The organism is Pontibacter russatus (assembly GCF_009931655.1).
In the GTDB taxonomy this organism is placed as follows: Bacteria; Bacteroidota; Bacteroidia; order Cytophagales; family Hymenobacteraceae; genus Pontibacter; species Pontibacter russatus.
Genome location: NZ_CP047984.1, coordinates 2,516,533 through 2,530,002, shown reverse-complemented (window position 1 = coordinate 2,530,002; position 13,470 = coordinate 2,516,533). Strand labels below are relative to the sequence as shown.

Annotated in this window: 10 protein-coding genes; 8 read left to right on the top strand and 2 right to left on the bottom strand. The window is 54.1% G+C overall.

Annotated elements, in window-relative coordinates; all coding sequences use genetic code 11:
• The 8 genes from GSQ62_RS10135 (at window position 1) to porN (ending at window position 8,870) form a co-directional block, all read left to right on the top strand.
• Window positions 1–1,062 (top strand): MraY family glycosyltransferase, encoded by a 1,062-nt coding sequence (locus tag GSQ62_RS10135; RefSeq protein ID WP_202621767.1) that lies wholly within the window; start codon window positions 1–3, stop codon window positions 1,060–1,062.
• Window positions 1,034–2,206 carry a DUF4271 domain-containing protein gene (locus tag GSQ62_RS10130; protein WP_237586582.1) on the top strand — a complete coding sequence of 391 codons (1,173 nt, stop codon included), beginning with the start codon at window positions 1,034–1,036 and terminating at the stop codon, window positions 2,204–2,206. Before GSQ62_RS10135 ends, GSQ62_RS10130 begins: the two co-directional genes overlap by 29 nt.
• Before the next feature lie 67 nt (window positions 2,207–2,273).
• The gene (locus GSQ62_RS10125) at window positions 2,274–3,077 is read left to right on the top strand and encodes a uroporphyrinogen-III synthase (protein ID WP_161889387.1); all 804 of its coding nucleotides are present in this window, start codon (window positions 2,274–2,276) and stop codon (window positions 3,075–3,077) included.
• Window positions 3,078–3,239: 162 nt separating this feature from the next.
• Window positions 3,240–4,205, top strand: a complete 966-nt coding sequence (locus GSQ62_RS10120; protein ID WP_161889386.1) for a PorP/SprF family type IX secretion system membrane protein — start codon at window positions 3,240–3,242, stop codon at window positions 4,203–4,205.
• Between the two features lie 229 nt (window positions 4,206–4,434).
• Entirely contained in the window at window positions 4,435–5,454 is a 1,020-nt protein-coding gene (gene porK, locus GSQ62_RS10115) for a T9SS ring complex lipoprotein PorK/GldK (protein ID WP_161889385.1), read from the top strand.
• Between the two features lie 77 nt (window positions 5,455–5,531).
• On the top strand, window positions 5,532–6,329 hold the full coding sequence (gene porL, locus GSQ62_RS10110; RefSeq protein WP_161889384.1) for a type IX secretion system motor protein PorL/GldL: 798 nt from the start codon (window positions 5,532–5,534) through the stop codon (window positions 6,327–6,329).
• 57 nt (window positions 6,330–6,386) lie between these two features.
• Window positions 6,387–7,982 (top strand): type IX secretion system motor protein PorM/GldM, encoded by a 1,596-nt coding sequence (gene porM, locus GSQ62_RS10105; RefSeq protein WP_161889383.1) that lies wholly within the window; start codon window positions 6,387–6,389, stop codon window positions 7,980–7,982.
• Between the two features lie 21 nt (window positions 7,983–8,003).
• Window positions 8,004–8,870 (top strand): type IX secretion system ring subunit PorN/GldN, encoded by an 867-nt coding sequence (gene porN, locus GSQ62_RS10100; protein ID WP_161889382.1) that lies wholly within the window; start codon window positions 8,004–8,006, stop codon window positions 8,868–8,870.
• A gap of 437 nt (window positions 8,871–9,307) precedes the next feature.
• Here the strand turns inward: porN and uvrC are convergent, their stop codons facing one another.
• Both uvrC and GSQ62_RS10090 read right to left on the bottom strand, forming a co-directional pair.
• Entirely contained in the window at window positions 9,308–11,134 is a 1,827-nt protein-coding gene (gene uvrC, locus GSQ62_RS10095; protein ID WP_161889381.1) for an excinuclease ABC subunit UvrC, read from the bottom strand.
• A 12-nt stretch (window positions 11,135–11,146) separates the two neighbouring features.
• Complete coding sequence (locus tag GSQ62_RS10090) at window positions 11,147–13,468, bottom strand: penicillin-binding protein 1A (protein ID WP_161889380.1); 2,322 nt, start codon at window positions 13,466–13,468, stop codon at window positions 11,147–11,149.
• Window positions 13,469–13,470: the final 2 nt, after the last annotated feature.

Sequence of the window (13,470 nt, the reverse complement as noted above, 5' to 3'; positions counted from 1 at the left end):
ATGGATCAGAGAATCTTACCCCTCATACTCGCCTTCAGTTGGGCTTTCCTTATTGCCATCTTCGCTGTTCCATCCATCATCCGGGTGGCGCACCTCAAGAACATCCTGGACAGGCCAAACGTGCGCACAGTGCATGAAGAACTGACCCCGCGCCTGGGCGGGCTGGCCATGTTTGCGGGCTTTATGTCGGCGCTCACCATCTTCTCCAGCCTGACCAACGGGGTGCAGCAGTTGCTGGCGGGTTGCATCATCCTGTTCTTTATCGGCCTCAAAGATGATCTTATTTCCATCTCGGCCCTCAAAAAATTCGCGGTGCAGCTTCTGGCCACGGGCATCGTCATGTTTATGGCGGATATCCGCATCACCAGCTTCCAGGGTATTTTCGGCATCGGGGAGCTGCAGATAGGCATGAGCTACGGCTTCACGTTTCTGGTAATCATTGGCATCACCAACGCCATCAACCTGATAGACGGGCTCGACGGGCTGGCCGGAACCATTGTGCTGATCATTGCCGGCACCTTCGGCATATACTTTTACCAGTTCGGGGGCACCTCTTACGGGAACTACGCGGCGGTGGCTTTCTGCCTGATTGGGGGGCTGCTGGGCTTCCTGCGCTACAATTTTCACAAGGCCACCATTTTTATGGGCGACACCGGTTCGCTGCTCTGCGGCTTCATCGTGTCGGTGCTGGCCATCCAGTTCATCGAGATGCGGCCGGAGCCTGCCTCCCCGGCCGTTGCCCTGGGCATTCTCTTCGTGCCGCTCTTCGACACCATCCGTATTTCCATTATCCGCATCATGAAGGGAAAGTCTCCATTCATACCGGACAAAAACCATATACACCACCGGCTGCTGGCCATGGGCTTCAGCCAGATCAGCACCGTGTTTGTGCTTGCCCTCATTAATATACTGGTCATCGCGTTTGTGGTGAGCTTCGGGAGTTGGGGCAATCTGGAGATACTGCTGTCGTTGCTGTGCTTCTCGGTGGTGTTGAGTATTGTGTTAGGGGTTTACAAATCACGTAGTGCGCAAAGTGTCTCGAGTGCTAAAGCAAAAGCATAGCCGCTGCTTCCTCCTGCTATATATCCTTGCGTGGCTTGCCGCTGGGCAGGTGTGCGCCCAGGTGTTGCCGCTTGAGCAGAGAAACACCCTGACGCCCTACTGGCTGGTGCAGGGGGAGGGGGCGCAACTGGTGCCCTATGTGGCGGGCAGGCACGGCAGCCACAAGGCCCTGCACCAGTGGCTGTCGGTGGCGCAGGGGCAGCCTTTCACGATAGGCTTTGCCGCACCCAAGGACCTTTGCCTCTTCCTCAATAACCAGCTTATCTTTAAAGCAGATTTTCCGGCAAACTACACCATAGACCTTGCCAGCTACAGCAAGGGCCTGGAGCCAGTGGAGGGCAGGTTTCTGCTGACGGTGTGGCACCCGGAGCAGCAGCCGAACATCAACTCGTTCCGGAGCCAGCCACTCGACACCACGCGCCTGCAGCAGGCAAGCCAGCGGCCTTTCTCGGGGCGGGTGCGAGAGCACGTGAATCAGAACACCTTTATCCTGTTTATGCTGGTGATCGGGTTGCTCTACGGCGCGCTGCGCACCAACTTCCCGAGCGACTTCAGCGGCCTGTTCCGGCTTGACTCCTTCATGCGCACCAATGCACTGGAGGAAGGCGTTATGGCAAGGCCTATCCGGTCACTGTCCAGCCTGCTTTTCCTGATGGCCTTCTCGCTGACGCTGGCGCTGCTGATCGCGGCCATCCACACCAACGTGCAGCAGATTCAGCTGGTCAGTCAGTTCTTCCCGGTTTCTGAGGCCGACATTACCACCAAAGTGCTGTTTTACGCCGTGCTTATTTTTATGGTGATCCTGCTGAAGTACCTTTTTCTGAAGATCATGGGGTTCATCTTCGGACTGGAGCAGGTGGTGCGGTTGCAGTACCGAGAGTTTGTCCGGTCTATCCTGTTTCTGGGCATCTTCCTGCCGCTCGTGATGCTGCTCTACCTGGCGCTGAACACCATGATGCCGGGCACCATCCTGCTCGTGTCGAACCTGGCTGTTTCGATGGTGCTGATTGTCACGCTGATGCGGGTGTTTGCTGTGGTAAATAAAAAGGCTCCTGTACTAAATCTGCATTTATTTTCATACCTTTGCGCCACAGAGGTGATCCCGCTGGCCATCATGCTGAAGTTTATCGTTTTTAACTTTTAATTTCACTAATTGGCGATCGAGGCGGGAATGATGGCTGAAGTGTTTTTGATAACCGTATTAAGTGACTATGGCTGAAAACAACGCAAAGGGCAGTGCAAACCCCGAAAGGTACAAAGTCCCGATCAAGACAATCCTGGTGACGCAACCACAGCCCACAACCGATAATTCGCCCTACCTGTCTATAGCTGAAAAGTATGATATAAAAGTTGACTTCAGGGCGTTCATCGAGGTAGAGCCGGTGCCCTTCAAAGAGTTCAGAAAGGACAAGGTCGACATCCTGTCGCACACGGCCGTGATTTTCACGAGCCGCAACGCCGTGGACCACTTCTTCAGGATATGCCAGGAGAGCAAGATCGAGATGCCTGCCGACATGAAGTACTTCTGCATTTCGGACCAGACGGCGTATTACCTGCAAAAGTACATCACGCTGCGCAAGCGCAAGCTGTTTGTGGGCGAGAAAACAGCCAAAGACCTTTTTGAGGTGATCAAGAAGCACAAGAACGAGAACTACCTGTTCCCCTGCTCCAACATCCGCAAAGAGGATATCCCGGAGTTTCTGACCGCCAACAAGATCAAGCACACGGAAGCCATCATTTACAAAACCGTGGCCGCCGACCTGTCTGACCTGGACGATGTGACGTATGATTGCATCGCCTTCTTCAGCCCGTCGGGCATCAGTTCGCTCTTTATCAACTTCCCGGACTTCAGGCAGAACAACACCCGGATTGCCGCCTTCGGCCCCACCACAGCCAAGGCTGTGCGCGACGCCGGCCTGGAACTGGACATAGAGGCGCCGATGCCCAACGCCCCGTCTATGACGGGTGCCATTGAGGTATATATACAGAACCAACTGCAGCATCTAAAAAAGTAGGCGGATACGTAACTTTTATTTCGCAATTACATAGTTATAAAACGCAAATGCGCGCGCTGCACCACGGCAGGCGGCACTTGCGTTTTAGTGTTTAATAACTATATTTGGACTGTGGCACCCCTTGCAGGCGCCGCCCCTTACTTTGCCTCGTTGCCACGGCCTATGAAGAAACTTCTGCCTGTTTTGTTGCTGCTGCTTCTGTGCGCACCAGTTGTGGTACTGGCGCAGCAACAGCCGCAGTTCACCCATTACGGGTTCAACGGCATGTATATCAGCCCTGCCTATGCCGGTATCACCAACAGGCCCGAGTTCACCTCTATATACCGATATCAGTGGCTGGGGTATGATGCCTCGTTTGATGACGGCGGCGCCCCCAGAACCCTTTTGCTGACGGCCCATACCCCCGTGCGCCTGCTGCACGGCGGCGTGGGCCTGAACCTGATGCGCGACCAGATTGGCAACACCACCCTCCTTTCGGCGGCCCTTTCCTACTCTTACCATATTAATGTAGGCGAGACCGGGCGGTTGGGCATAGGCGTGCAGGGCAACCTGAACAACTACAAGAAGGGCAACTACAGGGCGATAGACGACAACGACCCCAGTGTGCCCTATAACAGCTCCGACACAAAATTCGACCTGGGCGCGGGCCTCTGGTACGAGTCTCCAACGTTTTATGCCGGCGGCGGCATCAACAACCTGCGGCACGCCAAGTACGAGTTTGCCGACTCCACAAATACCGGAAAAGGAACATTATTGGGCGAGAACCATATATACGTTACAGCAGGCTACCGCCTGCCCGTCACTACAGAGATAACAATTACGCCTACCCTGTTGCTGAAGCACGATACCGAGTCCTTTTCCTTTGATGTGGGTGGCCAGGTATCTTATTTAGAAAAATATTGGGTAGGATTGAATTATCGGTATCAGGAAGCTGTTAGTGCGCTTGTGGGAGTGTCCCTGTTCCAGGACAAGGCGCTTCGGGTGGGTTATGGCTTAGATGTGACAACGTTCCATGCTGACGCCAAAGCAGCTACTTCGCATGAAGTAATGCTCAATTACCGCCTCCCAGAGCCAATTATCAGGTTTAAGCCGCCTGTTAGAACTCCCCGCTATTACTTTGCAAAATAGTTATACCCGTCAACTCCAATTAATTGTACTGTTTAGGGAGAGAATGCCCTCCGCCTCCGGAAATTATTATTATTTAGATAATAATAATCAACTCTTTAACACGTTCAGAAATAATAAATGCGGGTATATGTAAATTGTTTTTTTATTGATTCTATTTCATATATATTTGCTGCGCCTGCTAGGTGTGCTATAACAGATAAATGAAACTTTTACTTCTTTTGATTTCGTCATGAACAAACTACTTAAGCTGTCTTCATTTGCGTTGGCGGTGACACTGCTTGCAAGCTGCGGAATGGGGCGTGGGCCACAGGGCGACCTGGTAGGTGTTGAGGAGCGTCCGGAGTACAACCCGCAGGCCGTGCCATATGGCATGGTTATCTGCCCCGGGGGTACTTTCCATATGGGGCAGGCAGATCAGGACATAGCAGCTTCTATGGTAAACCTGAACAAGCAAGTGACAATCAGTGGCTTCTATATGGACGAAACTGAGATCACGAACAACGAGTACCGCCAGTTTATCGATGTGATGCTGCAGGATTCGCTGGATGTGCTGGGGGAGGAATTCGTGATGACGCAGCTATATCCCGACACCTCTGTCTGGGTAAAAGACTATACCTACCACATGGGCGATCCCTTGATGGAGTACTATTTCTCACACCCCGCCTTCGATGACTATCCGGTGGTAGGGGTGGACTGGTTCGCCGCCAAATATTTCAGCGAGTGGCGCACCAAGCATAAGAACCAGGCCAACACAGAAGACGGCATGGCGCCGATGCCGGAGTTCCGCCTGCCGACAGAGGCAGAGTGGGAGTATGCTGCCAGAGGCGGCCGCGATATGGCGGTGTACCCCTGGGGCGGCCCCTACCTGCGCAACGCGAAAGGCTGCCTGCTGGCCAACTTTAAGCCGGGCCGCGGCGACTACTACAGCGATGGCTTTACTTACACGGCCCCTGTAGCGCAGTTCTTCCCGAACGACTTCGGCCTGTACGACATGTCGGGCAACGTGGCCGAGTGGTGCTCTGACGCATACGCCGAGGCCAGTGTGCCGATCACCTGGGACCTGAACCCGGTATATGACGTAGATGCCGAGCCGCGCAAAGTGGTGAGAGGCGGTTCCTGGAAAGACATCGCGTACTTCCTGGAGACGGGCACACGCAACTTCGAATACCAGGATTCAGCCCGGTCTTACATCGGTTTCAGAAACGCCATGATTTACCTCGGGCGTTCATCAGGCAACGAATTCAGATAGCATCAAAAACAAACAGAATAAATCAACCCTTTTCAATCAATCCCTTTTTTAACGTTCACAATTAATCAGAAAACAAAATGAGCAAAGCTAAAAGCCGCAATTTCCTATTCGACGTGTTGATGCCTAAAATCTATGGTCTTGGCGCTGCTGTCGTAATCGTAGGTGCATTGTTCAAGATTCAGCACTGGGACGGTGCGAACGAAATGCTTATAGTGGGTCTGCTTACGGAAGCGGTTATCTTCGCACTGAGTGCCTTCCAGCCGCAGCCGCACGAGCCGGACTGGGCCAGGGTGTACCCGCAACTGGCAGATGATTACGCCGGTGAAGGCCTGGTCCCTGCCCATGCCGCCAGCGGCCCTTCCATCACAGGCAAGCTGGATGAGATGATGCGCAACGCGGACATCACGCCGGAGTCTATCAACACGCTGGGTCTTGGCCTGAGCAGGCTGAGCGATACTACTGCTCAGTTGGCCGACCTGAGCCAGGCAACCGCCGCAACAGACGAGTACAACACGCGTGTGAGAGCGGCCTCTAACCAGTTAGGCGAAATCACCAAGTCATATGCCACTACGGCAGACGCCCTGGCGCAGATGGCCGGCACTACTGTGGATGCACAGGAGTACCATAGCCAGGTACAGAGCATGACCAGGAACCTGGGCGCCCTGAACGCTGTTTACGAAATGGAGCTGCAGGATGCGAACAGCCACCTGAAAGCGATGAACAAGTTCTACGGCAACCTGAGCATGGCCATGGAAAACCTGACCGACGCCAGCAAAGATACTGCCCAGTTCAAGGAAGAAGTCTCCCGCCTGACGCATAACCTGCACAACCTGAACACGGTGTACGGCAACATGCTGACAGCCATGAGAGGCTAAGGCCGGAGTTGCATATCCTATAATCAACAAGAAAACAACATTTTTATATAGTATAAAATGGCTGGAGGAAAAGAGACGCCAAGGCAAAAGATGATCGGTATGATGTACCTCGTACTGACCGCGATGCTTGCCTTAAACGTGAGCTCGGCTATCCTGTTAAAGTTCCATTTCCTCGATTCGAGTTTGCAGGAAGTGAACAAGAAAACAATAACGGATAATGCCGGGGTCGTATCAAACATCAGAGCTGCTATTGCAGAAAACAAGAGCCCGTCTGCCAACGACCAGCGGGTGCTGGCCGACGCACAGAAGGTGCGTGAGCAAACGGCCCAAATGGTAGACTACATTATAGGCATCCGGGAAACCCTGATTGAAAGAACAGGGGGTAAGAATCCGGAAGGAGGCTATGCCAACCTGGAGGGAAATGATATTGTAGCGAACACCATGATTGGTGCCGCGAACAAGAACAACGGCCTGGCATATGAGTTGAAGGACAAACTGAACGAGTATGCCAAGTTCCTGAAGCAGTACAACCCGAACATGCCGGATAAGCTGGCCCTGGAAGGCTCGGAAGACCCGGTGGCCAGTCAGGACCCGGCGCAGAAGAACAAGGACTTCGCCGAGCTGAACTTCGAGGAGACGCCGATGGTAGCCGCTTTGGCTGTGCTTTCCCAGAAAGAGAGCGAGATCCTGAAGTATGAAGCCGATGCGCTGCAGAAGCTTGCCGCCAAGGTAGGTGCCGATATCATCAAGTTTGAGAAGATTTTTGCCATGGCGCGTGCGGAATCCAAGACCGTTGCGGCCGGCACAAAATACAAAGCAGATATGTTTATCGCCGCCTCTTCTGACAACATCGTTCCCAAAATGACATTCCAGGGCAAGCCGGTGAAGGTAGAGAATGGTGTAGGGCAAATAGAGTTTGTGGCCTCTGCCTCTAACTATGATGCAGACGGCAACTCTAAGCAAACCTGGAAGGGGATGATTACCATCAACCAGAACGGCGAGGAGAAAACCTTCCCTGTTACGGAAGACTACGTGGTGGCCAAGCCGGTCATTCAGGTGCAGTCTGCTGCAGTGCAGGCCCTGTATTTCCAGTGCGCGAACGAGCTCAACATCCAGGTGCCTGCTTTGGGCGCGGTATATGACCCAAGCTTCAATGCCAGTGGCGGCTCTGCCATAAAAGGCGCTAAGAAAGGTGAGGTAACCATTATCCCGACGGCTACGGAGGTGACCATTAACGTAAGCAGCGGTGGAAACGCCATCGGCAAAGAAACATTCCAGGTGCGCCCGATACCAAAGCCAGAAGTGGTAGCGTTAGTAAATGGCAAGCCGGTAGATGTGAAGCGTGGCGTGCCTGCGGCTTCTTTCCGCGCTGTGAAATTAGAAGCTGTGGCAGACGAAGGCTTTAAGCAGTTGCTGCCGAACGATGCGCGCTTCAGGGTGACCAAATGGACGGCCTACCTGGTGCGCAACAACCAGCCGATAGCGCAGGAAGATATCTCCGGGCCGGACGCCAACCTGACCAGTTTCGCCTCCAAGGCAAACAAAGGCGACAGGGTGGTGCTGGAAGTGAAGGATGTAAAACGCCTGAACTACCAGGGCAATGCCGTGGATGCAAAGGTGTCCGTTGCGCCGTTCAACATTCCGTTAATCTAATAACAGAAGCTTACAAGGAGTATGAAACTAATAAAAGCAATAGGTGTAGCCGCTGGTTTGATGCTGTCTGTGGGTGCTATGGCGCAACAGGTGTCTAACACAACCGCCAGCAACCCATCCGCAAGACCGATTCCGGAGTCTGATATCCTGTTCAAGAAAACAGTCTGGCGCAAAATAGATTTGCGTGAGAAGCAGAACAAGCCCATGTTTTCTGAAAACAGAGAAATCACCAAGATCATCATCAATGCGGTGAAAAGCGGTGAACTGACGGCTTATAAAAACGACTCCATCACCACGCCGCTGACGCGGGAAGAGTTCATCGCGAACATGACGCCGCAGGAATCGGGCAGCCAGCTGAGCGAGGAAGAAATTGCCGCCGGTTTTGGGGAGGCGCAGGAGGAGGCAGCGGAAGATGCCTGGGGTGATGCCCTCGGTCAAGACGCCGGTACAGAATCAACTGCTCCCGTAAGCACCGAGTATTTCCCGAAGCAGTTGTACCTGCTGGAGATGAAGGAGAACGCGGTGTTCGACAAGAAGCGCTCCCGCATGTACCACGACATCCAGACTATCAGCATCAAGGTGCCTTCCACGCTTAACCCGCTGGGCTTTGAGCAGAACGTCGGTTCTTTCAGGATGGATGACCTTGTGCGCGTGTTCCGCAACAACCCGGAGATGGCTATCTGGTACAACGCCCAAAACGACGCCCAGCACAAGAATCTGGCCGATGCGTTTGACCTGTGGCTGTTCAACTCTTACATCACCAAGATATCTAACCCCGGCGACAGAGCCCTGGCCGATATATATGGCGGCGGCGAAAAAGCCCTGCTCGCGGCACAGGAAGCTGCTGAGGCGCTGATTGAATATGAATACAGCCTCTGGAGCTACTAAGCCCGGAGCAAAATCATATATAAAAGAGAAGGGGAGACGCAACTGCGTCTCCCCTTCTCTTTTATATATGAGCCATATATGGCTCATATATAAAAGGAGTATCAAATGAGTTTATATATAATTAGACCACCCCTGCCCCCAATGCCGTCAACTTAAGAGCGACTAGATGGAATTGTCATTTCGAACGCTTATATACCGCCAGTTTGAGCGCAGCGGTAACTGGTGGTATATATGGCAGCAAATTTATAAATGCGAAAATAGCCTTAGGGTAACGTCTTGACAAATTGGCCTCATATATAGCCATATATAACCATATGTGCGCTGTTGCTAAATTTGCGGCATGAATTAAGTAATTGCTTATAAGATGAGGCTCGGAGGGGTGTGAGATCAAAGAGACCGAAAACTTGTACAGCACTAACCCAGCCGCAGCAATCTAGCTATTCAGCTACCGCATCGGGCGCATCGTGGAAGTAACGGTAGAGAATTGCCGCTTTCGTCTTGCCTACCTCATTTGCCAGTTCCTCCTGCGTCAGTTCTTTCAGCTTCTTCACCGATTTGTACTTCAAAAGTAGCGCTTCGGCGGTTTTGGGGCCGAGGCCTTTTACATCCGTCAGTTCCGTGCGGAGGGTGCCAGCATCGCGCTTGCTGCGGTGGAACGTGATGGCGAAGCGGTGCGCCTCGTTGCGCAGCCGCTGAATCAGCTTCAGCGACTCTGACTTCTTGTCTATATATAAAGGCAGCGAATCGCCGGGGTAAAATATTTCCTCCAGCCGCTTGGCAATGCCCACCACAGCTACCTTGCCATATATATCCAGGTCTTTCAGCGCCTTTACGGCCATGCTCAGCTGCCCCTTGCCCCCATCGATGATGATGAGTTGCGGCAAGGGCTGGTTCTCGTTCAGCAGGCGTTTGTAGCGCCGGGTCACAATCTCGTACATCGACTCAAAGTCGTTGGGGCCCACCACCGTTTTGATGTTGAAGTGGCGGTAGTCTTTCTTGCTCGGCTTGCCATTTTTGAAACAGACCATGGAGGCCACCGGGTTGTCGCCCTGAAAGTTGGAGTTGTCGAAGCACTCGATTTGCCGGGGCAGCTCCGTCAGGCGCAGGTCTTTCTTCAGCGTCTCCAGCACGCGCAGCTCCCGCTTCTCGCTCAACTCCTTGTTCTGCTCCTGGCGCCCCTCCCGCTCTTTGCGCAGGTACAGGGCATTCTTGAGCGAGAGGTTCAGCAGCTTCCTCTTATCACCAATCTGGGGGTAAGTGACGGTGATGTTGTCGAGCGGGAGTGTCAGCTCAATGTTGGTGATCACCTCGCGGGAGGTGCTTTCAAACTCCTGGCGCAGCTGCACCACCACAGAGGCAAGAATATCCGCGTCGGCCTCATCCAGCTTCTTCTGTATCTCCAGCGACTGCGTCAGGATGATGGAGCCGTTCATCACCTTCAGGTAGTTGATGAAGGCACAGTCTTCGTTGCTGGTGATGGTGAAGACGTCGATGTTGGTGAGCGTGTTGGAGACAACCGTGGACTTTACCTGGAAATCGTCCAGCATGTCCAGCTTCTGCTTGTACTGGTGCGCCAGCTCATACTGATATTCGGCAGCGGCGGCGGCCATATTTTCCTTAAAATAGTTCTTGGCGACTGTCAGGTTGCCGGACAGGATATTGCGAATCTGCAAGATGGCGGCGTTATATTCCGTCTCGTCCACCAGGCCTTCGCAGGGGCCCTTGCAGTTGCCGATATGGTACTCCAGGCAAACCTTGAACTTACCAGCCGCCACATTCTCCGGCGACAGGTTATAGGTGCAGGTGCGGAGCGGGTACAACGTCCGGATCAAATCCAGCACCACGTTCATAGTCGTGACGCTGGGGTAGGGACCAAAGTAGCGGGAGCCGTCGTTGATCTTGTTGCGGGTGCTAATGACGCGCGGGAAGCGCTCGTTCACGATGCATATATAGGGGTATGTCTTCCCGTCCTTCAGCAGGATGTTGTACTTGGGCTGGTACTGCTTGATAAGGTTGTTCTCCAGCAGGAAGGCGTCGGCCTCAGTGTCCACAATGGTAAACGCAATGTCCCTGACCTGGGACACGAGCTTCAGCGTTTTCTTGTTGTGCTGGGCAGAGCGATTGAAATAGGAAGAAACCCGCTTCCGGATGTCCACCGCCTTGCCTACATAGATGATGAAGCCGTTGTCGTCAAAAAACTTGTAGATGCCGGGCTTGTGCGGCAGGTGCGCTATTTCCTCTCTCAGCTTCTCGTCTGCGGGCATACAGGGTCCGGGTTATATCTCAGCGTCCAGGTCAATCTCCGTTGGCAGGTCCAGGAACTCGTGCTGGTCGGCGGAGTCAGGCTGAATGAACTGGTTGTACTTCTCACAGTCTAATTCTACTGATAGCGGCGTGGAAGGTTTAGGGAACGGTTCTTTCGACACATCCAGCGCCTCGTCGCTGTACACCTTCTGCATAAACGCGCCATATATAGGCATGGCCAGTCTGCCGCCCTGCCCCTCCTTCATAGTCCGGAAGTGAATGGAACGGTCTTCGCCGCCCACCCAGGTGCCGGCGACCAGATCCGGGGTGATACCCATAAACCAGGCATCGGAATAGTTCTGGGTGGTGCCCGTTTTGGCCCCTATCTCGTTTTTCAGGCCGTTGCGGTAACGCAGGCCATAATAGGCCGTGCCTCCCGGCTCTGCGGCTGCTTTCAGCATGTGTACCATCATATAGGCCGTCTCCTCGCTCAGGGCCTCCACGGTTTTGGGCAGGTGCTCATATATAACATTGCCGTGCTTGTCTTCGATGCGGGTAATGTACGTAGGCTCTGTCCAGGTGCCACCGTTCACGAAAGTGCCGTAGGCACCTACCATGTCGTAGAGGCTCACATCGCTGGTGCCGAGGGCCAGCGACGGGGTGGGGTCGAGCGGGGTGGTGATACCCATTTTCTTGGCCGTCTGCACCAGCTTCTCGGGGCCCAGTTTGTTTACCAGGAAAGCAGATATGGAGTTCACAGACTCGGCAAGGGCCTTGCGCAGGGTGAATATCTCACCGCTGTACTTGTTGTCGGCATTGTTGGGGCACCACATGGTGCCGTCCGGCAGGGGCACGCACACCTGCGCGTCAATCACCTCGTAGCAGGGGTAATAGCCGTTTTCGATGGCGGTGGTATACAGGAACGGCTTGAAAGTGGAGCCCGGCTGCCGGGCGCCCTGCTTCACATGGTCGTACTTGAAGTGCTTGTAGTTGATGCCGCCCACCCAGGCTTTTATATGGCCAGTCTGTGGCTCCATGGCCATAAAACCCGCCTGCAGGAAGTGCTTGTAGTGCTTCAGCGAGTCCATGGGGCTCATCATCACCTCTTTTTCACCATCCCACGTAAAGATGGTCATGGGCACCTTCTTGTTGAGGTAGTAGTTGATAGAGTCCTCGTTGTCTCCGAACTGCTCCTGCAGGTCGCGGTAGCGGGAGGTGCGCCGGATGGCCCGCTGTGCGAAGCCCTTTATCTCCTGGTTCGACTCGTCCACCCACGGGTTGCGGCCCTCCCAGTGCGCGAAGAAGGCTTTCTGGCGGTCTTTCATATGCTCGGCCAGCGCCTGCTCCGCGTATTTCTGCATCCGCGAGTCGATGGTGGTATATATCCGCAGGCCGTCGCCATACAGGTCATAGCCGTTCTCGCGGCCCCACTGGCGCAGGAACTTGCTGGCCTCGGTCCGGAAGTAAGGCGCCAGGCCAACATTTTGGTTCTCCACGTTGTAGTCCAGCTCGATGTCCTGTGTTTTCAGCGTGTCGTACGTTGCCCGCTCCAGAAAACCGTATTTCACCATCTGCGACAGCACCACGTTGCGGCGTTGCTTGGAGTTTTCGGGATTGAACCTGGGGCTGTAATAAGTCGGGTTCTTGAACAGGCCCACCAGCACCGCCGACTCCTGCACCTCCAGGTCTTTGGGCTTTTTGTTGAAGAAGGTCTTGGCGGCCGACTCAATGCCGAAGGCGTTGCTGCCAAACTCGAAGATATTGAGGTACATCACCAGAATCTCGCGCTTGGTGTAGGATTGCTCCAGCTTCACGGCCATCAGCCACTCTTTGGTCTTGTGGATGAGGGTGCGCAGGCCCGGCACGTTGTTCAGCAGGCCGCCGTTCAGTTCGTCCCCGCGCGTCCTGAAAAGGTTTTTTGCCACCTGCTGTGTCAGGGTGCTGCCGCCGCCCTTTGACTGGCCTATCGCAAGCGAGGCGGCCACGCGCGCCATCGCCTCGGGGTCTATGCCCGAGTGCTCCTCAAAGCGGATATCCTCTGTCGCTATCAGGGCATTCACCAGATTGTCGGGCAGGTCCTCGTACTGCACCGGCGTGCGGTTCTCGCGGAAGTAGCTTCCCAACTCTACGTTATCGGCGGAATACAGGATGGAGGCGATTTCACTCTTCGGGTTTTCCAGCGCGCGCGTGTTGGGCAACTCCCCGAACAGGTTCAGGAAATTGATGCTGACGGCATACAGATACAGGATGAAGGCTGCGAGCCCACCAACAAAGAACAGCCAGAGCGTAGAGACGATGCCGGAGTAAACTTTACTGGAGGTGGAGGGTGCGGGTGTCTTTTGACGCGTAGCCATGT